Origin of the sequence: Pseudomonas sp. Tri1, assembly GCF_017968885.1 — a bacterium.
GTDB lineage: Bacteria > Pseudomonadota > Gammaproteobacteria > Pseudomonadales > Pseudomonadaceae > Aquipseudomonas.
The window spans coordinates 6,393,373-6,417,526 of the sequence record NZ_CP072913.1 but is presented as its reverse complement, the minus strand read 5'-3'; the positions used below and the strand labels follow the sequence as shown (position 1 = coordinate 6,417,526).

Below are 24,154 nucleotides of genomic sequence, written 5' to 3'. Positions count from 1 at the left end.
TCCGCAATCGGTGATGTGATTTCTGCGTTCGGACAGAGCACAGGCCATGCCAAACAAGCTTTTATTCAGTCAAAGCCACGGAATTGCTGGTGTTTGGCGGTCTTACTGGTCTGAACAGTTGCGGCACATTTCGCACCTTTATCGGGCGTCGGTATTTGTCGCCGAACCCTGCTGGGGCACGACTTGCCGGGCGCGTCGAATAGCTTTACAACTACCGGCTTCTTCACTCGGCTTGTCTGAAAATCCATGAATTCCATCTCTCGTGCCGTTCCCGAAGTGGCGCTGCAAGCCATCCGCAAACTGATCGCCGATGAAGGCTTCGGTCCCGGGGATGCGCTGCCGTCGCAACGGGATCTGGCATTGCAACTGGGTGTAAGCCGGGCGTCGTTGCGCGAGGCGCTTTCCTCGTTGAGCGCTTTGGGCATGATCAGCGTGCAGCCGGGCAAAGGTGTGTTCGTGCAGTCGTCGACAGAGATGCCACGCCACGAGTCGGCGCCGGGCTGGCCGTTCGCGGCCCAGGCTTCGCCGGTGGATATCTTCCAATTGCGCTACGCCTTGGAGGGCTTCGCGGCGGGGTTGGCGGCGGTGACGTTGAGCGCCGACGAGCTCGACACGCTGCAAGACAATATCGAAGCCATGCGCCGGGAGTTGAAAGTCGGGGATTTCGACGCCGCCGCTCGGCTGGATTTCGAATTTCATCGACGGATCCTGTTGGCCAGCGGCAATCAGGCAATGTTGAGCATCCTCACCGCCAGTGCCGATATCTTCCTGGAAAGCCAGAAACTACCGTTCATCAGGGCGGAGCGGGCGATGGAGACGTGGCAGGAGCATCGCAAAATCCTTCGCGCCTTGGCTCGCCGCGCTTCGGGGGCTGCGCAAAAAGCCATGCAGGAACATGTACGTAACGCTGCGTTGCGTACCGGAATTTCCTTCGTGGCACCTGCTGCCTCGTGACGTGGGCCATACTCAAATACACCTGCTGCCATAGCGAGACTCAATCAACTCAAGCTTCCTGAACCTTGGAAGGGCAGCTATGATGGGCCACGTTTTTTTGCTGATTACCCGGAGACTTCCATGAGCAACGAGCTTATCAAACACGTTAGCGACGCTAGCTTCGAGGCTGACGTACTCAAGGCCGAAGGCCCGGTACTGGTCGACTATTGGGCTGAGTGGTGCGGTCCCTGCAAAATGATCGCCCCGGTCCTGGACGATATTGCTACCACCTACGCAGGCAAGCTGACCATCGCCAAGCTGAACATCGACGAGAACCAGGATACTCCGGCCAAGCACGGTGTGCGTGGTATCCCGACCCTGATGCTGTTCAAGAACGGCAACGTCGAAGCCACCAAGGTTGGCGCGTTGTCGAAGTCTCAACTGGCCGCTTTCATCGACGCTAACATCTAAGCGTCGAATGCCATTGAAAAAGCCCCGCAAATCGCGGGGCTTTTTCGTTATTCAGGGCTAGACGCTCGCAAACGCAGGTGTTACATTCGGCCCCGCACTGGTTTCTCCATTGCCCCCTGCAAGCCGTCGCCGACGCTCTCCTTTCGAATAAGTACGCGATCCTGTCGCCTTCTCCGCGGCGCGGCCTCATTAAGCCAAAAGCTTAATTTCCCCCCTCCATAAATGATTACGTCATTCCTATATGAATCTGACTGAACTCAAGCAAAAGCCGATTACCGAACTGCTCGAATTGGCCGAACAGATGGGCATAGAAAATATGGCCCGTTCGCGCAAGCAGGACGTGATTTTCTCCCTGCTCAAAAAGCACGCGAAAAGCGGCGAGGAAATCTCCGGTGATGGCGTGCTGGAGATTCTCCAGGACGGCTTCGGCTTTCTCCGCTCCGCAGACGCTTCCTATCTCGCCGGCCCAGACGATATCTATGTCTCGCCGAGCCAGATCCGCCGTTTCAACTTGCGCACCGGTGACACCATCGTTGGCAAGATCCGCCCTCCAAAGGAAGGCGAGCGTTACTTCGCACTGCTCAAGGTCGACACCATCAACTTCGACCGCCCGGAAAACGCGAAGAACAAGATTCTCTTCGAGAACCTGACCCCGCTGTTTCCGACCGTGCGCATGAAGATGGAAGCCGGCAACGGCTCCACCGAAGACCTCACCGGTCGTGTCATCGACCTGTGCGCACCCATCGGCAAAGGCCAGCGCGGTTTGATCGTGGCGCCGCCGAAAGCGGGCAAGACGATCATGCTGCAGAACATCGCGGCCAACATCGCCCGTAACAACCCTGAAGTTCATCTGATCGTGCTGCTGATCGACGAGCGTCCGGAAGAAGTGACCGAGATGCAGCGCACCGTGCGCGGCGAAGTGGTCGCCTCGACGTTCGACGAACCGCCGACCCGCCACGTGCAGGTTGCCGAAATGGTGATCGAGAAGGCCAAGCGCCTGGTCGAGCACAAGAAAGACGTGGTGATCCTGCTGGACTCCATCACCCGTCTGGCCCGCGCCTACAACACTGTGATCCCGAGCTCCGGCAAGGTGCTGACCGGTGGTGTCGACGCCCATGCCCTGGAGAAACCGAAGCGTTTCTTCGGTGCTGCGCGCAACATCGAAGAAGGCGGCTCGCTGACCATCATCGCCACCGCGCTGGTTGAAACCGGCTCGAAGATGGACGAAGTGATCTACGAGGAGTTCAAAGGCACCGGCAACATGGAGCTGCCTCTGGATCGCAAGATCGCCGAAAAGCGCGTCTTCCCGGCTATCAACATCAACCGTTCCGGCACCCGCCGCGAAGAGTTGCTGACGGCCGATGACGAGCTGCAGCGTATGTGGATCCTGCGCAAGCTGCTGCATCCGATGGACGAAGTCGCTGCCATCGAGTTCCTGGTCGACAAGCTGAAGCAGACCAAGACCAACGACGAGTTCTTCCTGTCGATGAAACGCAAGTAATACCAAGCACGCTTCAAGAAAGGGCGCCCTGAACAGGGGCGCTCTTTTTTTTCGCGGCATTTGTATCAAAATAGACAACTTTCCCAGGCCGGTAGTGTCCGTGCTTGCATCAGTTCGTAAAACAACAAGGACCGTTATGCACACATTCGGCAGCCGTCGTGACATCGACGGCTTGAGGGCGCTGGCCGTTATTCCGGTGGTGCTGTTTCACTTCGGCTTCAGCACGTTCAGCGGTGGTTTTGTTGGTGTTGACGTTTTCTTCGTCATCTCCGGTTTCTTGATAACCGGCATCCTGTTCCGCGAGATCAACGCGCAGCGTTTCAGCTTCGTCGATTTCTGGGCCCGACGCGCGCGGCGCATCATTCCGGCCTTGAGCGTGGTGCTGGTGGCGGCGTTGGCCCTGGGCTGGTTGCTGCTGACGGCCAAGGATTTTTCCGAGCTTGGCCGGGCGGTTCGTTATCAGGCGCTGTTCATCTCGAACATCCTGTTCATGCGTCAGGACGGCTACTTCGAGCCCGCGTCAGACCTCAAACCGTTGCTTCATACCTGGTCCCTGGCGGTGGAAGAGCAGTACTACATCTTCTTTCCACTGCTGATGATGTTGTTGATGCGCCATGTTCGCCATTGGCGCTGGCTGCTGTTTGCCATGCTGCTGGTTTCCTTCGGATTGAACATCGCTTATCTGGAGCGCAAGCCTGACCTGGTTTTTTTCTCGCTGCCGACACGGGCCTGGGAATTGCTGTGCGGTGCGATGCTCGCGGTGTTGCCGGCGTCGAAACAGGCGGTGAAGCCATGGCTCTATCAGGTTGCCGGCGTGGTCGGGTTGGTGGCTGTGCTGGTGGCGGTTTTCACCTTCGACGAGAACACGGTATTCCCGGGTTGGGCAGCCTTGCTGCCTGTCCTTGGCGCTAGCGCACTGATCTGGTCCGGCGCACAAGGCTCGACCTGGGTCGCGCAGGTGCTCGGTACCCGGGCGCTGGTCTGGATCGGCTTGCTTTCCTATTCCCTGTACCTGTGGCATTGGCCGGTCTACGTCTATGCCAACGCGATTTCCATCGACGGTATCCAACATTGGGAGGCTGCTGGCTGGATGCTGCTGGCGCTGGGTCTTGCCTGGTCGAGCTGGCGTTTCGTCGAGCTTCCATTTCGTGAAAAGCGCGTGCTCGCTGGCCGCAAGCCGGTGCTGGTGGGAGGCTTGTTGGCCATGTTCGCCCTGGCGGTGACGGGGGCGGTGGTGCGATCGGCGGATGGATTTCCCCAACGCCTCACGGGCAAGGCACTGGAGTATGCACAGGCACGGGATTGGCGGGCCGGACAGATGAAATGCATGCTGGTGACCTCGGACAAGAATCTGGACAAGGCGTGTCTGGTTGGTGCGAACCAGGGTGAGCCGGCGACACAACTGTTCTGGGGCGACAGCCACGCTGCCGCGCTATTGCCGGCGATTGAAAATAACGCCGCCCGCCAGGGGCGCCCGGTGTGGCTGTACAGTATGAGTGCCTGCCCGCCGATCCTGAGCGATGAGCCGCGTCAGCGTTGCAAGGACTTTAACCAACGGACCATGGAGCAGATCCGTCGCCTGCAGATCAAGGACGTGGTGCTGGCTTCCAATTGGAGTCTTTACGTCTACGGTCGTGAGGACGGCGATAGGAAGGTGTTGCTCAACCCTCGCGACAATGCCGCCGAGGCCGAGGCGCGTATGGCTGCAGCGCTCAAGGCGCGGGTGGCGGCGATCAGGGCGACGGGTGCGCAAGTCTGGTTATTCAAGGAAGTGCCGCTGCAGCGCAAGGGCACTATCAGCCGCTTGACCAGCCTGGCCCGGGTTGGGCGTTCGGCCGAGGGATTGGGGCGTCCGCTCCAGGAGCACTTGGCCCGCCAGGGTTTTCTGAGTGCCTTGTTCGCCTCGATGAGCGCCGCCGACCCAGGCGTGCATGTCATCGATCCGACCCCATTGATGTGTGCGGGCCAGGTCTGCAGCATCGAGGTCAATGGGCATTCGCTGTACCGGGATGAGGATCATCTGTCTGACATTGGCAGCGCCCGGCTAAGCCCGTTGTTTGCCCCGGTGTTGCTGGGTACAAGCGATAATTGATCGCTGCTGCGTATGCCCGGGCTGCTGTTTGGGCGTGAGAGCAGGTAGGATGTACGCCTATTTTCGGGGTGGCATCTCAATGAAATTCAAGGATCTTCGGGATTTCGTGCAGCAGCTTGAGCAGCGCGGCGAGTTGAAACGCATCCAGATTCCTATCTCTCCAGTGCTGGAGATGACGGAAGTCTGCGACCGCACGCTTCGGGCCAAAGGTCCGGCGTTATTGTTCGAGAATCCTACGGGCTACGACATCCCGGTGCTGGGCAACCTGTTCGGCACGCCTGAGCGCGTGGCCCTGGGCATGGGCGCCGAAGCGGTCAGCGAACTGCGCGAGATCGGCAAGCTGCTGGCGTTTCTCAAGGAGCCCGAGCCACCGAAAGGTCTGAAGGACGCCTGGTCCAAGCTGCCGATTTTCCGCAAGATCATTTCCATGGCGCCGAAAGTCGTCAAAGACGCGATTTGCCAGGAAGTGGTGATCGAGGGCGACGATGTCGACCTGGCGATGCTACCGGTGCAAACCTGCTGGCCGGGCGATGTGGGGCCGCTGATCACCTGGGGCCTGACCGTCACCAAGGGCCCGAACAAGGATCGCCAGAACCTGGGGATCTATCGCCAGCAGGTGATTGGCCGCAACAAGGTCATCATGCGTTGGTTGAGCCACCGGGGCGGTGCGCTGGATTACCGTGAGTGGTGTGAAAAGCACCCCGGTCGGCCATTCCCGGTGTCGGTTGCCCTGGGCGCGGACCCGGCGACCATCCTCGGCGCGGTGACGCCTGTGCCTGACAGCCTCTCCGAGTACGCGTTCGCTGGCCTGTTGCGCGGCAACCGCACCGAGTTGGTGAAATGCCGTGGCAACGACCTGCAAGTGCCGGCTACCGCCGAGATCATTCTCGAGGGGGTGATCCATCCCGGTGAGATGGCGGATGAGGGCCCGTATGGCGATCACACCGGCTACTACAACGAAGTCGACAGCTTCCCGGTGTTCACCGTCGAGCGCATCACCCATCGGATCAAGCCGATTTACCACAGCACCTACACCGGCCGCCCGCCGGACGAACCGGCTATTCTGGGGGTGGCGCTGAACGAAGTGTTCGTGCCGATCCTGCAGAAGCAGTTTCCGGAAATCACCGACTTCTACCTGCCGCCGGAAGGCTGTTCGTACCGGATGGCCGTAGTGACCATGAAGAAGTCGTATCCGGGGCACGCCAAGCGGGTGATGCTGGGGGTCTGGTCGTTTTTGCGACAGTTCATGTACACCAAATTCGTTATCGTCACCGACGACGATATCAACGCACGGGACTGGAACGACGTGATCTGGGCCATCACCACGCGCATGGACCCCAAGCGTGACACCGTGATGATCGAGAACACGCCAATCGACTACCTCGACTTCGCCTCGCCGGTGTCCGGCCTGGGGTCGAAGATGGGACTCGATGCCACGCATAAATGGCCCGGTGAAACCACCCGTGAGTGGGGCCGGGTTATCGTCAAGGATGAAGCCGTTACCCAACGGATCGATGCCATCTGGAATCAGTTAGGAATAGATTGATGCGTGTAACCTTGCAGCCTTCCGGAGCGGTGCTGGAGATCCGGCCCGCCGAACGGATTCTCGATGGTGCTCGGCGCCTGGGCTATGAATGCCCGCAAAGCTGCCGCAATGGCAACTGCCACGTCTGTGGTGCGTTGTTGGTGGAAGGCCGTGTGGAACAGGCTGGCGAGGTGCGCGATCACGGTGAGATTTTCACCTGCATCGCCGAGCCTCTGGAAGACTGTGTGGTGTTGTGGGATGGCGTGCTGTCGCCGGGCGAGTTGCCGGTGCGCAAGCTGGCCTGCCAGGTCATCGAGTGCGCTGACGTGGGCGGCGATGTCTGGCGAGTACGCTTGCGCGCACCAGCGGGCAAGCCGCCGCGCTATCACGCCGGGCAGTACCTGATGATCGAGCGGGAGAACGGCGAGAAGTCGGCATTCTCCCTGGCTTCCGCGCCGCATTCGGGGCGTGACCTGCAATTGTACGTGTTGGTGCGCGAAAGCAGTGCGCAGGCACTGTTGGAACAACTGCGACGCAACCCCAACGTGCGTGTCGAAATGCCTTTTGGCGACACCCACCTGTCCGAGCTGCCGGACGGCCCCTTGGTGCTGATCGCCGCCGGTACCGGTATGGCGCAGATGCACAGCCTGATCGAGCATTGCCGCGCGGCGGGTTTCAAGCATCCGGTGCATTTGTATTGGGGCGTGCGGCGGCCGGAAGATTTCTATGAAATCGAACATTGGGACGAGTGGAAAAAGCTGCCGAACCTGTTCCTGCACAAAGTCGTCAGCGACGTATGTGGTTGGGAAGGACGTTGTGGGATGCTGCATGAAGCCGTGTGCGAGGACATCAGCGACCTCTCTGGCGTGCATGTCTACGCCAGCGGCTCGCCGGCCATGATCTACGCCACGCTCGATGCGCTGGTGGAGGCTGGAATGGACGCCCACCAAATGCGTGCCGATGTGTTTGCGTATGCGCCGCGGGCTTGATAGCGATTGAGCCCCTGTCTTGAGTCATGCGCTTTTGTGATCTGCAACCGTGCGTTTTGTGGCGAGGGAGCTTGCTCCCGCTCGGTTGCGCAGCAACCGCCTGTTTTGGGACGGCTACGCAGTCCAGCGGGAACAAGCACCCTCATCATATGAGTGGATGCCACCTTCCATCGATATAACTCCATATATTTCGTTTCGATATTTAGCCTTGGGGCTAGATACCGATAACGTATATAGGGTGCGGACTGGCATTTAACTTGCCTTGATCCCGATAAACGTCAACAGCATGACGGGCAATCCCCATCCACCGACCCGCGAGGAGCCAAACGCTAACGGCCATGACCGCTATCGAATCTGCCATTCCCTGTGCACCGTATCCGCCACGCCTTGACCTGGGGCCGCAGTTGACCCGTGAACAACTGCTCGCCTCAATGCAATCGACCATGAGCCGTCACCAAGGCGGGCCGGTCTGGCTGTTCGCTTACGGTTCCTTGATCTGGCGGCCGGAATGCACGGCAGTGGAGCGGATGCGCGGCCGGGTCCACGGTTATCATCGCGGTTTGTATCTGTGGTCCCATGAACACCGCGGTACCCCGGAGTTGCCGGGGTTGGTGTTCGGTCTGGATCGCGGCGGTTCGTGCAGCGGGTTCGCTTATCGATTACCGCAGGAGAACCTCGAAGACTCGCTGTTTGCCTTGTGGCAGCGCGAGATGCCATTCCCGTCCTATCGTCCCCATTGGCTCAGTTGCCGTCTCGAAGATGGCAGCCGGGTGCAAGCCTTGGGGTTTGTGCTGGAGCGGCACCTGCCCAGCTATGCCGGCAACTTGCCGGACCATGTGCTGAGCCAGGTGTTCGAAAGCGCCTGCGGGCGTTACGGCAGCACCCGTGATTATGTCGAGCAGACCATTCACGCACTGCGTAGCCACGCCATGCCAGACCGGAATCTGGAGGCGCGGCTCAAGCGCTGCAAATCAGCCTTGGATCAGGCGATCGCTTCGCGGCTCTGACTGGCGATTTGCTTGTGCCACAGGGTTGGCGCGAGGAACGCCATCGACAGCAGGCAGGCTCCGACCAATAGGACAAAACCACCATCCCAACCGAAATGGTCCACGGTGTAGCCCATGGCGGCACTGGCCGCGACCGAGCCGCCGAGGTAGCCAAACAGCCCCGTGAAACCGGCGGCGGTACCGGCGGCTTTTTTCGGCGCCAGTTCCAACGCCTGCAAGCCGATCAGCATGACCGGGCCGTAGATCAGAAAGCCAATGGAAACCAGGGCGATCATGTCGACGGTCGGGTTGCCGGCCGGATTCAGCCAGTACACCAGGGTTGCCACGGTCACCAGTGCCATGAACACCATGCCCGTCAGGCCACGGTTGCCGCGGAAGATCTTGTCCGACATCCAACCGCACAGCAGCGTGCCGGGAATGCCCGCCCACTCGTAGAAGAAGTAAGCCCAGGAGCTTTTGTCCACGGTGAAGCCCTTGGCTTCCTTGAGGTAGGTCGGCGCCCAGTCCAGCACGCCATAGCGCAGCAGATAAACGAAGACGTTGGCCATGGCGATGTACCAGAGCATTTTGTTGCGCAGCACGTATTTGACGAAGATTTCCTTGGCGCTGAATTCGTTCTCGTGACTGGCGTCGTAGCCTTCCGGGTAATCGTTCTTGTATTTCTCGATGGGCGGCAGGCCCACCGATTGCGGGGTGTCGCGCATGGTCACGAAAGCAAACACGGCCACGGCAAGCGCCACGGCAGCGGGCACATAGAATGCGGCGTGCCAGTCGTTGAACCAGCCCATCCCCAACAGGAACAACGGACCGATCAGGCCGCCGCCGACGTTATGCGCCACGTTCCACACCGACACCACGCCGCCACGTTCCTTCTGTGACCACCAGTGCACCATGGTCCGTCCGCTGGGTGGCCAACCCATGCCTTGGGCCCAGCCGTTGATGAACAGCAGAATGAACATCATGGTCACGCTGGACGTCGCCCAAGGCGCGAAACCGAAAACGAACATCACCCCCGCCGACACCAGCAAGCCGAAGGGCAGGAAGTAGCGCGGGTTGGAGCGGTCGGACACCAGGCCCATCAGGAACTTCGAAAGCCCGTAGGCGATGGCGATGGCCGACATGGCCAGGCCCAGTTGCCCCCGGGTGTAACCCTCGTCGATCAGGTACGGCATGGCCAGGGAGAAGTTCTTGCGCAGCAGGTAATACCCGGCGTAGCCAAAGAAGATACCGGCAAAGATCTGCCAGCGAAGGCGTCGGTAGGTGCTGTCTATTTTTTCTTCAGGCAGGGACGCCTGGTGTGCGGCAGGACGAAAGAAAGCAAACATTCAAGGGCTCCAGGTTCTTGTTATGACTGCGAATGCGAATGTTACAGTTTCGTTACCGAAAATAGCATTGCTTGCTGGTCGATAAACAGAGAAAAAAGCCTTGGGTAATGTTCTTAAGTGAACACGTCGCTCAGGCATGCGCTGATGACGCTGTAGGAATTGTCTTGTCTGGATTTTTCGCACCCACATGTCGTGATGGCGGGACAGAACAGTGGGAAACGTCCTTCAACTAAACGGGAAGTCTCGCCATTTAGCCAATGAGGCCCGGTCTTTACCCTTCACCTTTCTGCCTGCGCTGGCATTCGGGTGAGGGGTAACGGTATGAAGTGGTGTGCTGTGATGCTGTTGCTGTGCTTGTCCGGTACGAGTTGGGCGACGGATGTGTTGTGGGTGCCCGAGCGTCCTTGGACGGTGGGCAACGAACATCGGGAGCAGACGCATGTCGTGGCGCCGTTCGAGTTCCGCCTGGATGACAGGCCTTTGGATGACCGTAAATGGATCCAGGCCTGGGAGTGCTCGGACATCAATGCGCTTGGGGCCAACTATGGGTGCAAGGTTTGCTCCCGTTCCATTCCACGCGCAACTACTTGTCCAATGTGTTTTTCGTCAAGCAGATGTCGGATGTCGAGCGTCTGGCCTTGATCGCCCGCTTCAACAGGCACATGCCCATGATCGTGATGCACTACGGGCGTTTTCCTGCGTCACGGTGTGTGCGAATGTTGCCCAAGGAGATTCGCGCGTTGTGCTAGTGCTTGCCAATAGCGGCCCGCAGCGTCAAACGCCCGGACCGCTGTGAAGCTTCAGCGCACCTGCACAACCACCTTCCCCACCGCCTTGCGCTGCCCCAGGTCATTGATCGCCTGGGCGGCATTGCTCAGTGGATACACCTGTGACACCAGTGGCTTGAGCTTGCCTTCGGCGAACCAGCCAAACAGTTGCTGAAAGTTGGCAGAGTTGTCCTGGGGCTGGCGCTGGGCGAAGGAGCCCCAGAACACACCCACCACGGCAGCACCCTTGAGCAGGGCGAGGTTCACCGGCAGTTCGGGGATGCGCCCGCTGGCGAAACCGACCACCAGCAGCCGGCCGTTCCAGGCGATGGCGCGCACGGCCTGGTCGAACAGGTCGCCGCCCACCGGATCGTAGATCACATCGGCGCCCTGGCCGTCGGTAAGGCGTTTGATTTCGTCCTTGAGGCTGGTTTCGTTGTAGTTGATCAACTCGTCGGCGCCAGCTGCCTTGGCTACGGCGAGTTTTTCGGTGCTGCTGGCGGCGGCGATGACCCGGGCGCCCATGGCCTTGCCGATCTCCACCGCTGCCAGGCCGACGCCGCCGGAGGCACCGAGCACCAGCAGGGTTTCGCCAGGTTGCAGGTTGGCCCGTTGCTTGAGGGCGTGCATCGAGGTGCCGTAGGTCATGCTGAAGGCGGCAGCGGTGTTGAAGTCCATGGACGCGGGGATCGGCAACACGTTGTAGCCTGGCACTGCCACTTGTTCGGCAAAGCTGCCCCAGCCGGTCAGTGCCATGACCCGATCACCGACCTTCAGGTGGCTGATTTTTTCACCCACCGCACTGATGACGCCCGCCGCTTCGCCGCCAGGAGAGAACGGAAAGGGTGGCTTGAATTGGTATTTGCCCTCGATGATCAGCGTGTCAGGGAAATTCACCCCGGCGGCGTGCACCTCCAGCAGCACTTCGTTCTTCTTCGCGACGGGGCTGGCGACGTCTTCCAGCACCAGCGATTCGGCGGGGCCGAATTCTTTGCACAGCACGGCTTTCATCAGGGCTATTCCTTTGGGAGTGGTGGCCGATAAGTGTAGGTGTGAGAGTCAATGGGTCAACGAGCATGCCCCGCCCTGATAGCCAGCCATAAGCTTGTGCTTGAACGGTGGGACGGTATGCTGGGCCGCAAACCGGATGAGGAGTCACTTGTGAAAGCGTGGATCATGTTGATGCTGGCCCTGTCGTTGCCTGTGGCAGCGATGGCCGAAGAGGGCAAGGAAGCGAAGGAAGGCGAGGCGCCGAAGGTCAGTTACATCACCCTCAGCCCGCCCTTTGTCGGCAACTATGGGCTCGATGGTTCGGCGAAGCTGAGGGTCTACAAGGCCGATGTGGCCCTGCGCGTGACCGGCGATGCTGCCGTGGCGGCGGTGAAGGCCAACGAGCCGTTGATTCGCAACCAGTTGGTGGCGCTGTTCGCCCAGCAGACCACCGAGGCCATGAATAACCTGGAAGCCAAGGAAAAGCTGCGCCAGGAAGCATTGAAGCAGACTCAGCAAGTGATGAACGACGAAACTGGCAAACCAATGGTGGATGATCTGTTGTTCAACAACCTGATCATTCAATAAATCGCCAAGATCGCCGCCTTCGGCAATGCCACGACTGTGTCGGCGCTGCTGAAGGCGGCGCTTTTTTGATCAAGACGCCAGGCTTTTGCGAAACCGCCCCAGGGCGATGGCAAAGAACAATAGCCCGATCGCCGCCAACGCCAGCATGTCCGGCCATACCACCGCAACGCCTGCGTCACGGAACAGGATCGCTGCGCTGAGGCTGACAAAATGGGTCGACGGCGAGCCTTGCATTACCCATTGCAACCATTGCGGCATGCTGTCCAGCGGCGTGCTGCCGCCCGATAAAAGCAGCATCGGGATGATCACCGGGATCGCCAGCAAGCCGAATTGTGGTGTCGAACGGGCCAGGGTGGCGAGAAAGATGCCCAGGGCGGTACTGGCGAACAGGTAGAGCGCGGTCACCAGCAGGAAGAGCAGCATGGAGCCGGCGAGCGGCACCCCCAGCGCGAACTTGACGATGATTTCCAGCGACGCCCAGGTACACAGCACCACCACCAACAGGTTGCTCCAGATTTTCGCCAGCATGATTTCCAGCGCCGTCAGCGGCAGCACCAGCAGGTGATCGAGGGTGCCGTGCTCGCGTTCGCGCAGCAATGCGGTGCCGGTCAGGATAATGGCCAGGATCGTGATGTTGTTGACGATCTGGATCACTGCCAGAAACCACCCGCCCTCAAGGTTGGTGTTGAACAGCGAGCGGGTGGTCAGCCTCACGGGGGGCTGTTCGGTCGCTTGTGCCTGGCCGCTGTAGGTCAGCAGTTCCTGCTGGAAAATCCGTCCGATGTAGCCGGCGCCCATGAAGGCCTGGCTCATGGCCGTGGCATCGACGTTCAGTTGCAGCGCCGGTTCGCGTCCGGCGAGCAGGTCGGCCTGGAAGTTGGCGGGCACGTTAATGACAAAGGTGTAGCGGCCACTGTCCATGACCTTGTCCAGCTCGGCATAAGGCAGCGCCACTGGGTTCTGGAACTCCGGCGGTTGCAGGACCTGAGCCAGTTGGCGTGACAGGTGGCTCTGGTCTTCATCCACTATCGCCACGCTGGCGTTGTGGACACCGATCACCGAGCCCGCGGCCGGCATGTAGATCGCCACGGTAAAGGCATAGCCCAGAAACAGCAGCAGGACGGAGTCGTAGCGCAGGCTGGTCAGTTCCTTGAGCCCAAGACGCCAGATATGTGAGAGCGTGTGCATCAGGCCTCCTGCTTTTTCAGCATGACCAGGCTGAGCCCGGTGAACCCCAGGAAAAACCCGAACAACGCCAGGCATTGCGGCCACAGCTGGCGCAGATCCAGGGCCTTGGTGAAGGTGCCGACGGCGATGTCCAGGAAATAACCGGCGGGAAACAACTGGCCCATCACCGATGCGGCGCCTTCCAGGGACGAGCGCGGCACGATCAGCCCCGAGAATTGGATCGTCGGCAGGCTGGTGATGATCATGGTGCCGAGGATCGCTGCGATCTGGGTGCGAGTGAACGCCGAGATCAGCAACCCCATGCTCGTGGTCGCCAGCACGTAGAGCAGGCCGCCCAACGCCAGCGTCAGGCCACTGCCCTTGAACGGCACGCCGAACAGCCAGCGGTTCATCGCGGTCAGCAAGGCCAGGTTGACCAGGCTGACCGCCAGGTAAGGCGCTTGTTTGCCCAGGAGGAATTCCAGGCGGGTCAGCGGCGTGGCGTAGAAGTTGGTGATCGAACCCAGTTCCTTTTCCCGCACGATGCCCAGGGCGGTCAACATGGCTGGAATGAATGCGAGGATCAGTGCCATCACCCCTGGGCCGATGGCGTTCACACTGACCACATCCTGGTTGTAGCGGAAGCGGGTTTCCAGCTTGGCCGCGGTTTGGCGGTTTCGCGCCGGGCTGCTCTGTTCGACCAACTGCTCGAGATTAGCCTGATGCACGGCCTGGACGTAGTTGCGACTGGTCTCGGCGCGAAACGGCATGCCGCCGTCCAGCCAGGCGCCAACGGCGGGCTGACGACCGGCATACAGGTCACGACCGAAACCGGGCGGTATTTCCAGGGCCAGTTTGATTTCCGAGCGTTGCAGGCGCCGATGCAACTCGCTGGCGTCTTGGATAAGCGGCTGCTCGTCGAAGTAGCGCGAGCTGCGAAACGCTTCCAGATAAGCGCGACTTTGTGGGCTCTGATCCTGATCAAACACAGCGAATGCGAGTTTTTCCACGTCCAGGGAGATGCCGTAGCCGAAAATTACCATCATGAACAACGCTCCGAGCAAGGCGAACGCCATCCGCACTTTGTCTCGCAGCAGTTCCTTGCCTTCCCGGCTGGCGACGGCCCACAGTCGGCCGAGGCTCAGGCCACGCCGGTCCCGGGGGGCGTCGGCGGTGTCGAGGGTCACGGGGGCCGTGTCTTGCGGCGTCTCGCCCTGGGCTTGTTCCAGGCAGGTGACGAATGCCGCTTCCAGGGTCTGGCCGTTGAACTGCGCCTGCAAGGCTGCCGGTGTGTCACAGGCCAGGACTTTGCCGGCGTGCATCAGTGAAATGCGGTCGCAGCGTTGGGCTTCGTTCATGAAGTGCGTGGAGAGAAAAATCGTCACGCCTTGCTCGCGGGACAACTCGATCAGCAACCGCCAAAAGTCATCCCGCGCGGCCGGGTCGACGCCTGAGGTCGGTTCGTCGAGGATCAGCACTTCCGGGCGATGCAGCACCGCCACCGCCAGGGACAAGCGCTGGCGCAGGCCCAGGGGTAAGGCTCCGGAAGGTTGGTCGGCGAAGTCCTGGAGGTTGAAGCGCTGGATCAGCTCCTCGATACGGGTGCCGCTCTGGGCCTTGGGCAGGTCGAACAGCTCGGCGTGCAAGGCCAGGTTCTGTCGTACGCTCAATTCCCCATACAGTGAGAAGCTCTGTGACATGAACCCCACGCGTTTGCGGGTGGCCAGGTCCTTGGCGTCCACCGGCTTACCCAGCAGTCGGGCATCGCCTTCGCTGGCGGGCATCAACCCGGTCAGCACTTTCATGGTGGTGGTCTTGCCGCACCCGTTGGAACCGAGGAAACCAAAGATCTCACCGCGACCGATGGCGAAGCTGACTTTGTCGACGGCGGTGAAGTCACCGAAGCGCAGGGTAAGGTCATGGGCTTCGATAGCGATGTCGGCAGTGCCGTCGGTCCTGGGAGGGATCGTCAGCGGCTGGGCGTCGTGGCCGCTGTCGCCCTGGAAATGGGTGAAGGCCGAGTCGAGCTTGCCGTCGGGTGTGACGGCAGCCAGTTCGGCACTCAAACCCTTGGCGATCACGCGACCGTTGTCGAGCATCAGGCAATGCTCGAATTGTTCGGCCTCTTCCATATACGCCGTGGCGACCAGCAAGGTCAGTTGCGGTCGTTGGCGGCGTACGTCTTCTATCAGTTCCCAAAAGCGCCGTCGGGACAGCGGGTCTACGCCGGTGGTGGGTTCATCGAGAATCAGCAGGTCCGGTTCATGGATCAGCGCGCAACACAGGCCGAGCTTTTGTTTCATGCCGCCGGACAGCTTGCCCGCCGGGCGGTCGGCAAAACGCTGTAGATCGGTAGCCAGCAGCAACTGGCCCATGCGTTGTTTGCAGTCTGCCCGCGACAGGCCGAACAGTGTGCCGAAAAAGCGGATGTTCTCGCGTATCGACAAGTCAGGGTAGAGGTTGCCCCCCAGCCCTTGAGGCATGAACGCGATGCGTCGATAGAGGGTATTGCGATGGCGCCGGTCCTCGATCGAGGCGCCGAGGACCTGCAGCTGGCCGCCCTGGAGTTTCTTGACCCCGGCAATCAGCCCCAGCAGGCTCGATTTGCCGGCACCGTCGGGACCAATCAGGCCGCAGCGAGTACCGGCGGGCAGGCTGAAGGTGATATCGCTCAAGGCCAGGTGCTGGCCGTAGCGATGTTCCAGGCCCGACGCCTGTAACGCCGTTTCGCCTTGGGTGGCGCTCATTGCAGGTTGGCCGGCCAGTCGATGGGGGCGGTGCGCACGTAGCCGGCGCCGGGCATGCCGGGTTTGGCCTGAGGCACTTCACCGGGTTGGGTCAAGCGCACTTTGACGCGAAACACCAGTTTCTGGCGCTCATCACGGGTCTCGACTTCTTTGGGGGTGAATTGGGATTTGGCCGCGACGAAGCTGACCTTGGCCGGCAGCGGTCGCTCGGGCAGGGCGTCGAGCAGCAGTCGTGCTTCATCGCCCACCGCCAGTTTCCCGGCCACGGATGCCGGCAGATACAGGTTCATGTATTGGTCGTTCGGATCGATCATCAGCAGCACCCGGCCGCCGGCGCCCAACACTTCGCCCGGCTCGGCCAGGCGCAACTGGATCACGCCGTCGATGGGTGCGCGCAAACTGCTGTCGTCGATTTCGCTGGTCAGTTGGGCCACTTGGGCCTGGGTCGCGCCGATGGCGGCCGTTGCCGCCGATACCTGGGCCCGGGCAGCGTTAACCGCAGCGTTGGCGGTATCGACGCGGGCTTGCTGCTGGTCAATGACCTGGGCGCTGGCGTAGCCGCGCTTGAACAGTTCCTGGCTCCGTTTGAGCTCCTGGTGAGCGAGCAATTGTTCGCTCTGGCGCAGTTGCACATTGGCCTCGGCGGCGGCGAGGTTTTCCCGGGCCCGCACGACCTCGGCTTCAGCCTGGTTGCGCTGGGCCTCCAGGGTGCGGGTGTCCATGCGCGCGAGCAATTGGCCCTTGAGGACGTTGTCGCCTTCATCGACATGAACCTCGGCCAGGCGTCCGGGGGTCTTGCTGGCGATCTGGACTTCGGTGGCCTCCAGGCGCCCGTTGCCCATGCTCAGGCCTTCTGGCAAGCGATCATGGCGCGACTTCCAGTAGCCGAACCCACCGGCGGCCAGCAACACAGCCAGCAAGGCGAGGGCAAAAAAGCGAGAGGTACGATGGTTCGTCGACATGTACGGCGTCCTGCGGGCTGTAGCGTTACAGTCTGCTGGATCAGCGACCGGTCCAGCTTGATGTCCATCAACTCATGGGTGATCAGCGCAGGGCAATCACCGCCGCCCACTGCTCGGCTGTCACGGGCATCACCGACAGTCGGGAGCCTTTCTGCACCAGCGGCATCTCGGCCAGCGCGGTCTGCTGTTTGAGGTAGTCGAGCTTCAGCACGCGGGGGAAGGTCTCGACATGGGCCACGTCGATTGCAGTCCAGGGGTTTTTGTCCGGGCTGGCCTTGGGGTCGAAATAATGGCTGTCAGGTTCCAGTGCTGTCGGATCGGGGTAGGCTGCCCGCACGATCCGCCCGATCCCGGCAATGCCTGGCTCCGGGCAACTGGAGTGGTAGAAAAAGAACGCGTCACCCACCACCATGGTCCGCAGGAAATTGCGCGCCTGATAGTTGCGAACCCCGTCCCAGCGCGTCTGGCCGAGCTTTTCCAGGCCCTGGATGGATAATTCGTCGGGCTCGGACTTCATCAGCCAATAGGCCATGATTTCTACTCCTGGGCGGTGTTGAGAAAAAAAGTTCAGCGATTTTATGACAAACCGACAGTCGGTTGACGCCAGAGTTTGCGTGTCGGAGCAGGTTGCCGCAAAATGCCGGCCTTCCAAGCTTGACGCTGCTGCACGGCCAATAAGAAAACCGCTGCTGTCATCGTGTGTGATCTGCCTTGAGGGGGGCAATCGATGAAACGCAAACCGGATTTGTTGTGGATCTTAGTCATTCTGTTCGGCCTGGGGGTCGTCACCACGGGTTACGCCCAGAGTTTATGGTCCAACAAGACCGACGCGCCGGTGGAAATCACTCAACCTGCGCCATCGATCAAACGCTGAAACTGTCTTCCGGGCGCCGCTGATTCTCGCGGCGTCTACTGCACCAGGTACCAATGCCTGTCGCTGACCGTTCCCTGCAGCGGTACGTCCCAGCTTGCCTGCGCCAAACGTTCGACCTTCTGACATTCATGGGCCAGCCCCAGCAGCGTCGGCTTGCGCCACTGCTTGCGTCGCGCCAGATACGCCAGGCTGCGGTCATAGAAGCCGCCACCCATGCCCAGCCGGCCTCCCGCATCGTCGAACCCCACCAGTGGCATCAACACCAGATCCAATGTCCAGACCTTGCGCTGCCGGGCGATATTCTTGCGCGGTTCAGGGATGCGGAAACGGTTGGGCTGCATTTTTTCGCCAGGGTGGATGCGTTGGAAAACCATCTTGGTCTGCGGCCATGGGCTGAGCACCGGCAGATAAGTGGCCTTGCCTCGGCGCTGGGCGGCGCGCAGCAGCAGGCGTGGGTCGATTTCGCCATCGTTGGGCAGGTAAAGGGCGATGTGTCGGGCGCGGCGAAACAGCGGGTGCTGGGCCAATTGCTTGTAGAGCCCTTGGGCGGCTTGCCGCTGCTGGGCGGGTGTCAGGGCACGGCGGGCCTGGCGCAGCAGGCGTCGAAGTTGCGGGCGGGGCAGCGGCGCAGGTTCAGTCATATCGAGGCTTCACGCAGTGGCGAGGGCAGCACAGCGTAACCGCAAAACAGGGTGCTCAGAAATGCCGGCGGCGCAAACAACAATGCCAGTCCACCTGGACTGGCATTGTTTGAAATCAGGCTCCCCGGATGAACCGCTGTCGGCTTAGCCCTTGAACCCGAAAGTTCAAGGTGGAAGTTGCAGGGGGCGTTAAGGCTTTCCGTCAAGCGGACATGCACACCGGCCCCAACGTGCAACCCCCGTGGTTGTGCGTATCGGCTCAGGGACATCACCAACTGGCAAGCACCCCAGGGAGTGAGGCGAGTATACCCCAGGCAGCCTCGCGAATCAGCCCTTGCTGACGTCCGGATCGGTGGCCAGTACCAGATCCACTCGATCGAGCAGGTCACGCACCTGTTCGCGGGTCGAGCCGCTGACCTGCAGGTCCGGCGTATCCTGGCGATGCAGCAGGTCGTGGGTAATGTTCAAGGCTGCCATCACGGCAATGCGGTCGGCACCGATGACTTTGCCGCTGCTGCGGATTTCGCGCATCTTGCCGTCCAGGTAGCGGGCGGCGCTCACCAGGTTGCTACGCTCTTCCTGGGGGCAGATGATCGAATATTCTTTATCGAGGATCTGCACGGTAACGCTATTGCTTGAACTCATGAGTCTTGCTCCAGGGCCTTGAGGCGCGAAATCATCGATTCGACCTTACGCCGGGCGATTTCGTTTTTTTCAATGAGGTGCGCGCGTTCCTCGCGCCAGGTTTTTTCCTGAGCTAATAGGAGTCCGTTTTGGCTCTTAAGTTGCTCGACCCGGTCAATTAGCAATTCGAGTCTGGCCATCAGCGCTTGCAGGTCGGTGTCTTCCATTGTGTCCACTGAAGATTGTGTCTGATGGGGGATAGGGGTCGCACAGCCTTTAATGGTCTTGGCGAGTCTGTCGATGTAGGATACAAGGCCTCCATTCTAGACATAGCGCCGTCTGGCGCCTAGCTGCCCATGCCCATTCAGAATTCTCCGTACCAAGCCTTCGCCACCCTGCTGAGCACCAGTGGTCATCCCGTCTCGCCTGCCGAACTGCACGGCCTGCTGCTCGGCCGTAGCTGCGCCGGCGCCGGCTTCGATGCCGACGGCTGGTTGGCCGATGCCGCCGAGCTGCTGGAAGGCGAGCCAGCGGACAACGTCCGCAACGCGCTTATCGGCCTGCAGGAAATGGTCAAGGGCGAGTTGACCAGTGACGACATGACTGTCGTCCTGCTGCTGCCCACCGACGACGCACCGTTGGCCGACCGCGCCGCGGCATTGGGCCAGTGGTGCCAGGGCTTCCTGGCCGGCTTCGGCCTGACCCGCCGCGAATACGCATTGAGCGATGAGGCCAAGGAAGTGTTGCAAGACTTGGCCGCGATCTCTCAGGTCCAGGATGCCCTGGAAGAGTCCGATGATGGTGAAAGCGACTACATGGAAGTGATGGAGTACCTGCGGGTCGCACCATTGCTATTGTTCACCGAGACCAAGAAAACCGATGCAGCGGCGACCAAACCGTCCTTGCATTGATTCTAGAGGGAACCCCGTCTGCCCATGATTCATATCCCGAAATCGGAATACAGCCGTCGCCGCAAGGCCTTGATGGCGCAGATGGAACCCAACAGCATCGCAATCCTGCCCGCCGCCGCCGTTGCGATCCGCAACCGCGACGTCGAGCACGTCTACCGCCAGGACAGCGACTTCCAATACCTCAGCGGCTTCCCCGAGCCGCAAGCGGTGCTGGTGCTGATGCCTGGCCGGGCCCACGGCGAATACATCCTGTTCTGCCGCGAGCGCAACGCCGAACGTGAGTTGTGGGACGGCCTGCGGGCCGGCCAGGAAGGGGCGATCCGTGACTACGGCGCCGATGATGCGTTTCCCATCACCGACATCGACGACATCCTGCCGGGCCTGATCGAAGGCCGTGACCGGGTGTATTCGGCCATGGGCAGCAATCCCGAGTTCGACCGGCACTTGATGGAGTGGATCAACGTGATTCGCTCCAAGGCCCACCTCGGCGCCCAGCCGCCGAACGAATTCGTTGCCCTGGATCATCTGCTGCATGACATGCGCCTGTATAAATCGGCGGCAGAAGTGAAAGTGATGCGCGAGGCGGCACGGATTTCCGCCCAGGCGCACATCCGGGCGATGCAGGCGGCGCGGCCGGGGTTGTATGAATACAGCCTGGAGGCCGAGCTCGATTATGAGTTTCGCAAGGGCGGGGCGAAGATGCCGGCCTATGGCTCGATCGTCGCGGCGGGGCGCAACAGTTGCATCCTGCATTACCAGCAGAACGACGCACTGCTCAAGGACGGCGACCTGGTGTTGATCGACGCCGGTTGTGAAATCGATTGCTATGCCAGTGACATCACCCGTACCTGGCCGGTCAACGGCAAGTATTCGCCCGAGCAGAAGGCAATCTACGAAGTGGTGCTGGCGGCCCAGGAAGCCGCATTTGCCGAGATTGCGCCGGACAAGCATTGGAACCAGGCCCATGAAGCGACAGTCCGGGTCATTACCGAGGGGCTGGTGCGACTTGGGCTGTTGGAAGGCGAAGTGGACGAATTGATCGCCAGCGAAGCCTACCGGGCCTTCTACATGCACCGTGCCGGTCACTGGCTGGGCATGGACGTGCATGACGTGGGCGAATACCGGGTTGGCGGCGAGTGGCGGGTACTGGAGGTCGGCATGACTCTCACCGTAGAGCCGGGCATCTACATCAGCCCGAACAACCGCAGCGTAGCGAAAAAATGGCGCGGCATTGGCGTGCGCATCGAGGATGACGTGGTAGTGACCAAAACCGGTTGTGAAATCCTGAGCCATGGCGTGCCGAAAACGGTCGCCGATATCGAGGCCCTGATGGCCGCTGCGCGGACGCAAGCGGCATGAGCCGGGTCAACCTGGCGATCGTCGGCGGCGGGCTGGTGGGTGCCAGCCTGGCGTTGGCCCTGCAAGCCGGCGCCAAGGCCCGGGGCTGGAAGATCATGCTGATCGAACCCTTCGCCCCCGGTGATACCTGGCAACCCAGCTACGATGCCCGTTCCTCGGCGCTGTCGTACGGGGCTCGACAGATCTATCAACGCTTGGGTGTCTGGCAGGAAATTTCCCGTCGCGCCGAGCCGATCAAGCAGATCCACGTGTCCGATCGCGGGAGATTCTCCACGGCGCGCTTGTCGGCCATGGAAGAAGGCGTGCCTGCCCTGGGCTACGTGGTGGAAAATGCCTGGCTCGGCCAGTGCCTGTGGCAAGGCTTGGACAAAGACGTGGTCAGTTGGCGCTGCCCGGCGCAGGTCACCCGGATGGAGCCGCTGGTCGGCGGCTATCGCTTGACCCTCAACGACGAAACCACCCTGGAATGCGACCTTGCCGTGCTGGCAGACGGTGGCCGCTCCAACCTGCGAGAGCAGTTGGGTATCGGCGTGCGCAATCGGCCTTATGACCAGAGCGCGTTGATTGCCAACATCACCCCCAGCGAAGCCCATAACGGCATGGCCTTCGAACGCTTCACCGACGATGGCCCGATGGCCTTGTTGCCCCTGCCGGAAAATCGCTGCGCGTTGGTCTGGACTCGCCAGGGCATGGACGCGCAACGGCTGGCTGCCCTCGACGAGCGCAGCTTCCTCAACGAATTGCAGAGTGTGTTCGGGTATCGCCTGGGCACGCTGAAGCAGGTGGGGGCGCGGCATCTGTATCCGCTGGCGCTGGTGGAGGCCGAGGAACAGGTCCGTTCAAACCTGGCGATCCTGGGCAATGCCGCCCACAGCCTGCATCCGATTGCCGGGCAGGGGTTCAACCTGTCTCTGCGCGACGCCCAGGCCCTGGCCGACGCCTTGCTCGCCAGCGACAGCGAGCCGGGCGATTTTGCCGTGCTGCAAGCTTATCGCGAGCGCCAGCGAATGGATCAGACCCTGACCGTGGGGTTTTCCGACCAGGTCACGCGCCTGTTCAGCAGCAACCTGCCGCTGGTGTCCCTGGGGCGCAATCTCGGCCTGCTGGGCCTGGACCTGCTGCCGCCGGCCAAGCGCTGGTTCGCCCGCCAAGCCATGGGACTGGGAATACGGCCCGATGCGTGAGGCATGGTTTGATCATTTTTCTCATGGGCGGCTCAGGTCGCCAGTACAACAGGCTTAAAGCATGGAATTGCGTGCAGATCTGCTGATTGTCGGCGCCGGAATGGTCGGCAGCGCCCTGGCGCTGGCGTTGCAGGGCAGTGGCCTGCAAGTGCTGTTGCTCGACGGCAGCCCGATGAGCGTCAAACCCTTCGATCCCCAGGCTGCGTTCGAGCCGCGGGTCAGTGCCTTGTCGACGGCCAGCCAGCGGATCCTCGATCGCCTGGGTGTCTGGGACGGCATCCTCGCCCGGCGCGCCAGCCCCTATACCGACATGCACGTCTGGGATGGCAGCGGTACCGGGCAGATTCATTTCTCGGCCGCCAGCCTGCATGCCGAGGTGCTCGGGCATATCGTTGAAAACCGTGTCGTGCAGGATGCCCTGTTGGACCGGCTGCATGACTGCGACCTGGGCTTGCTGGCCAATGCACGCCTGGAGCAGATGCGCCGCTCTGGCGATGACTGGCTGCTGACCCTGGCGGACGGGCGCACCTTGCGGGCACCGCTGGTCATCGCCGCCGATGGCGCGAATTCGGCTGTACGCCGCCTGACAGGCGTGGCAACGCGAGAATGGGATTACCTGCACCATGCCATCGTCACCAGTGTGCGCAGCGCCAAGCCCCATCGCACGACGGCCTGGCAACGTTTTACCGACAACGGCCCGCTGGCGTTCCTGCCACTGGAGCGCGACGGTCAGCACGATTGGTGCTCGATCGTCTGGTCCACTACCCCCGGCGAGGCGCAGCGCTTGATGGCGCTCGATGACACTGAGTTCTGCAGCGAGCTGGAACGGGCCTTCGAAGGTCAGCTCGGCACGGTGCTGAGTACCGACCCACGCCTGTGCGTACCGCTGCGTCAGCGTCACGCCAAGCGCTATGTGGCCGAGGGGCTGGCGTTGATCGGCGATGCGGCCCACACCATTCACCCGCTGGCTGGACAAGGGGTGAACCTGGGCTTCCTCGACGCCGCTGTGCTGGCCGAAGTGTTGTTGCAAGCGGCCGGGCGCGGCGAGCGACTGGCAGACGTGAAAGTGCTCAGCCGCTACGAGCGCCGACGCATGCCCCATAACCTGGCGTTGATGGCGGCGATGGAAGGTTTCGAGCGGTTGTTCCAGGCCGACCCACTGCCGGTGCGCTGGTTGCGTAATACCGGGCTGAAGCTGGTAGACCGCATGCCCGAGGCCAAGGCGCTGTTCGTGCGCGAGGCGCTGGGGTTGATTGGGGATTTACCGGATTTGGCCAAGGCCTAGATTTTTGTCGGGGCCAAAGGCCTCATCGCGGGCAAGCCTTGCCCCCACAGGTGTGCAATGTAGGACGAGCTTTTGTGGGAGCAAGGCTTGCCCGCGATTGCGGACGCAAAAAACAGCACATCTCAGAGCTGCAACATTTGGAAATGTGTCTGGCAACTGTTCGATTGAGATGCCAAATGTGAGTCCTTATCATTTGCGCTCGTTCATACATC

The 24,154-nt window shown here is 61.1% G+C and carries 23 protein-coding genes and 1 other RNA gene; 14 read left to right on the top strand and 10 right to left on the bottom strand.

The window, feature by feature from the left end:
* Window positions 1-246: 246 nt before the first annotated feature.
* The 7 genes from J9870_RS28085 (at window position 247) to J9870_RS28055 (ending at window position 8,518) form a co-directional block, all read left to right on the top strand.
* The gene (locus tag J9870_RS28085; RefSeq protein WP_210641955.1) at window positions 247-954 is read left to right on the top strand and encodes a FadR/GntR family transcriptional regulator; all 708 of its coding nucleotides are present in this window, start codon (window positions 247-249) and stop codon (window positions 952-954) included.
* Window positions 955-1,074: 120 nt separating this feature from the next.
* Window positions 1,075-1,404 carry a thioredoxin TrxA gene (gene trxA / locus J9870_RS28080; RefSeq protein ID WP_210641954.1) on the top strand — a complete coding sequence of 110 codons (330 nt, stop codon included), beginning with the start codon at window positions 1,075-1,077 and terminating at the stop codon, window positions 1,402-1,404.
* 241 nt (window positions 1,405-1,645) lie between these two features.
* Window positions 1,646-2,905 carry a transcription termination factor Rho gene (rho, locus tag J9870_RS28075; RefSeq protein WP_025216061.1) on the top strand — a complete coding sequence of 420 codons (1,260 nt, stop codon included), beginning with the start codon at window positions 1,646-1,648 and terminating at the stop codon, window positions 2,903-2,905.
* Between the two features lie 136 nt (window positions 2,906-3,041).
* Complete coding sequence (locus tag J9870_RS28070; protein ID WP_210641953.1) at window positions 3,042-4,997, top strand: acyltransferase family protein; 1,956 nt, start codon at window positions 3,042-3,044, stop codon at window positions 4,995-4,997.
* A gap of 79 nt (window positions 4,998-5,076) precedes the next feature.
* Window positions 5,077-6,543, top strand: coding sequence for a 4-hydroxy-3-polyprenylbenzoate decarboxylase (ubiD, locus tag J9870_RS28065; protein WP_210641952.1), 1,467 nt, complete (start codon window positions 5,077-5,079; stop codon window positions 6,541-6,543).
* Window positions 6,543-7,511 (top strand): CDP-6-deoxy-delta-3,4-glucoseen reductase, encoded by a 969-nt coding sequence (locus J9870_RS28060; RefSeq protein WP_210641951.1) that lies wholly within the window; start codon window positions 6,543-6,545, stop codon window positions 7,509-7,511. The genes ubiD and J9870_RS28060 overlap by 1 nt, the downstream gene beginning before the upstream one ends.
* A gap of 338 nt (window positions 7,512-7,849) precedes the next feature.
* Complete coding sequence (locus J9870_RS28055) at window positions 7,850-8,518, top strand: gamma-glutamylcyclotransferase (protein WP_210641950.1); 669 nt, start codon at window positions 7,850-7,852, stop codon at window positions 8,516-8,518.
* Here J9870_RS28055 and glpT read toward each other — a convergent pair.
* On the bottom strand, window positions 8,494-9,843 hold the full coding sequence (glpT, locus tag J9870_RS28050) for a glycerol-3-phosphate transporter (RefSeq protein WP_210641949.1): 1,350 nt from the start codon (window positions 9,841-9,843) through the stop codon (window positions 8,494-8,496). The two genes, J9870_RS28055 and glpT, sit on opposite strands and share 25 nt — an antisense overlap.
* Before the next feature lie 494 nt (window positions 9,844-10,337).
* Between glpT and J9870_RS29630 the strand changes: the two genes are divergently transcribed.
* Window positions 10,338-10,592 carry a hypothetical protein gene (locus J9870_RS29630; protein WP_246883057.1) on the top strand — a complete coding sequence of 85 codons (255 nt, stop codon included), beginning with the start codon at window positions 10,338-10,340 and terminating at the stop codon, window positions 10,590-10,592.
* 51 nt (window positions 10,593-10,643) lie between these two features.
* On the opposite strand, the gene J9870_RS28040 is transcribed toward J9870_RS29630, so the two are convergent.
* Window positions 10,644-11,621, bottom strand: a complete 978-nt coding sequence (locus J9870_RS28040; RefSeq protein WP_210641948.1) for an NADPH:quinone oxidoreductase family protein — start codon at window positions 11,619-11,621, stop codon at window positions 10,644-10,646.
* A 150-nt stretch (window positions 11,622-11,771) separates the two neighbouring features.
* On the opposite strand from J9870_RS28040, the gene J9870_RS28035 reads away from it, so the two are divergent.
* Window positions 11,772-12,188, top strand: coding sequence for a flagellar basal body-associated protein FliL (locus J9870_RS28035; protein WP_210641947.1), 417 nt, complete (start codon window positions 11,772-11,774; stop codon window positions 12,186-12,188).
* Between the two features lie 69 nt (window positions 12,189-12,257).
* Here J9870_RS28035 and J9870_RS28030 read toward each other — a convergent pair whose 3' ends face one another.
* From J9870_RS28030 to J9870_RS28015, 4 genes are all read right to left on the bottom strand, one after another.
* A complete protein-coding gene (locus tag J9870_RS28030; protein WP_210641946.1) occupies window positions 12,258-13,376 on the bottom strand; it encodes an ABC transporter permease in 1,119 nt (372 codons plus the stop codon).
* On the bottom strand, window positions 13,376-16,102 hold the full coding sequence (gene rbbA / locus J9870_RS28025; protein WP_210641945.1) for a ribosome-associated ATPase/putative transporter RbbA: 2,727 nt from the start codon (window positions 16,100-16,102) through the stop codon (window positions 13,376-13,378). Before rbbA ends, J9870_RS28030 begins: the two co-directional genes overlap by 1 nt.
* On the bottom strand, window positions 16,099-17,064 hold the full coding sequence (locus J9870_RS28020) for an efflux RND transporter periplasmic adaptor subunit (RefSeq protein ID WP_210641944.1): 966 nt from the start codon (window positions 17,062-17,064) through the stop codon (window positions 16,099-16,101). Before J9870_RS28020 ends, rbbA begins: the two co-directional genes overlap by 4 nt.
* Before the next feature lie 82 nt (window positions 17,065-17,146).
* The gene (locus tag J9870_RS28015; RefSeq protein WP_210641943.1) at window positions 17,147-17,596 is read right to left on the bottom strand and encodes an EVE domain-containing protein; all 450 of its coding nucleotides are present in this window, start codon (window positions 17,594-17,596) and stop codon (window positions 17,147-17,149) included.
* A gap of 195 nt (window positions 17,597-17,791) precedes the next feature.
* On the opposite strand from J9870_RS28015, the gene J9870_RS28010 reads away from it, so the two are divergent.
* The gene (locus tag J9870_RS28010; protein ID WP_210641940.1) at window positions 17,792-17,938 is read left to right on the top strand and encodes a hypothetical protein; all 147 of its coding nucleotides are present in this window, start codon (window positions 17,792-17,794) and stop codon (window positions 17,936-17,938) included.
* Window positions 17,939-17,973: 35 nt separating this feature from the next.
* Here the strand turns inward: J9870_RS28010 and J9870_RS28005 are convergent, their stop codons facing one another.
* The 4 genes from J9870_RS28005 to J9870_RS27990 all read right to left on the bottom strand — a co-directional run bounded on the left by J9870_RS28005 (window position 17,974) and on the right by J9870_RS27990 (window position 19,430).
* The gene (locus tag J9870_RS28005) at window positions 17,974-18,579 is read right to left on the bottom strand and encodes a 5-formyltetrahydrofolate cyclo-ligase (protein WP_210641938.1); all 606 of its coding nucleotides are present in this window, start codon (window positions 18,577-18,579) and stop codon (window positions 17,974-17,976) included.
* Window positions 18,580-18,696: 117 nt separating this feature from the next.
* Window positions 18,697-18,876, bottom strand: a non-coding RNA gene (gene ssrS, locus J9870_RS28000) — 6S RNA.
* A 30-nt stretch (window positions 18,877-18,906) separates the two neighbouring features.
* Entirely contained in the window at window positions 18,907-19,224 is a 318-nt protein-coding gene (locus J9870_RS27995) for a cell division protein ZapA (protein WP_003177364.1), read from the bottom strand.
* Entirely contained in the window at window positions 19,221-19,430 is a 210-nt protein-coding gene (locus tag J9870_RS27990) for a TIGR02449 family protein (protein ID WP_003177365.1), read from the bottom strand. Before J9870_RS27990 ends, J9870_RS27995 begins: the two co-directional genes overlap by 4 nt.
* A gap of 129 nt (window positions 19,431-19,559) precedes the next feature.
* Here J9870_RS27990 and J9870_RS27985 point away from each other — a divergent pair, with 129 nt between their 5' ends.
* The 4 genes from J9870_RS27985 to J9870_RS27970 all read left to right on the top strand — a co-directional run bounded on the left by J9870_RS27985 (window position 19,560) and on the right by J9870_RS27970 (window position 23,942).
* Window positions 19,560-20,114 (top strand): YecA family protein, encoded by a 555-nt coding sequence (locus J9870_RS27985; protein ID WP_210641936.1) that lies wholly within the window; start codon window positions 19,560-19,562, stop codon window positions 20,112-20,114.
* Window positions 20,115-20,138: 24 nt separating this feature from the next.
* Window positions 20,139-21,473 (top strand): Xaa-Pro aminopeptidase, encoded by a 1,335-nt coding sequence (gene pepP / locus J9870_RS27980; RefSeq protein WP_210641934.1) that lies wholly within the window; start codon window positions 20,139-20,141, stop codon window positions 21,471-21,473.
* Window positions 21,470-22,657 (top strand): 2-octaprenyl-6-methoxyphenyl hydroxylase, encoded by a 1,188-nt coding sequence (gene ubiH / locus J9870_RS27975; RefSeq protein WP_210641931.1) that lies wholly within the window; start codon window positions 21,470-21,472, stop codon window positions 22,655-22,657. The genes pepP and ubiH overlap by 4 nt, the downstream gene beginning before the upstream one ends.
* A 67-nt stretch (window positions 22,658-22,724) precedes the next feature.
* On the top strand, window positions 22,725-23,942 hold the full coding sequence (locus J9870_RS27970) for a 2-octaprenyl-3-methyl-6-methoxy-1,4-benzoquinol hydroxylase (RefSeq protein ID WP_210645454.1): 1,218 nt from the start codon (window positions 22,725-22,727) through the stop codon (window positions 23,940-23,942).
* Window positions 23,943-24,154: the final 212 nt, after the last annotated feature.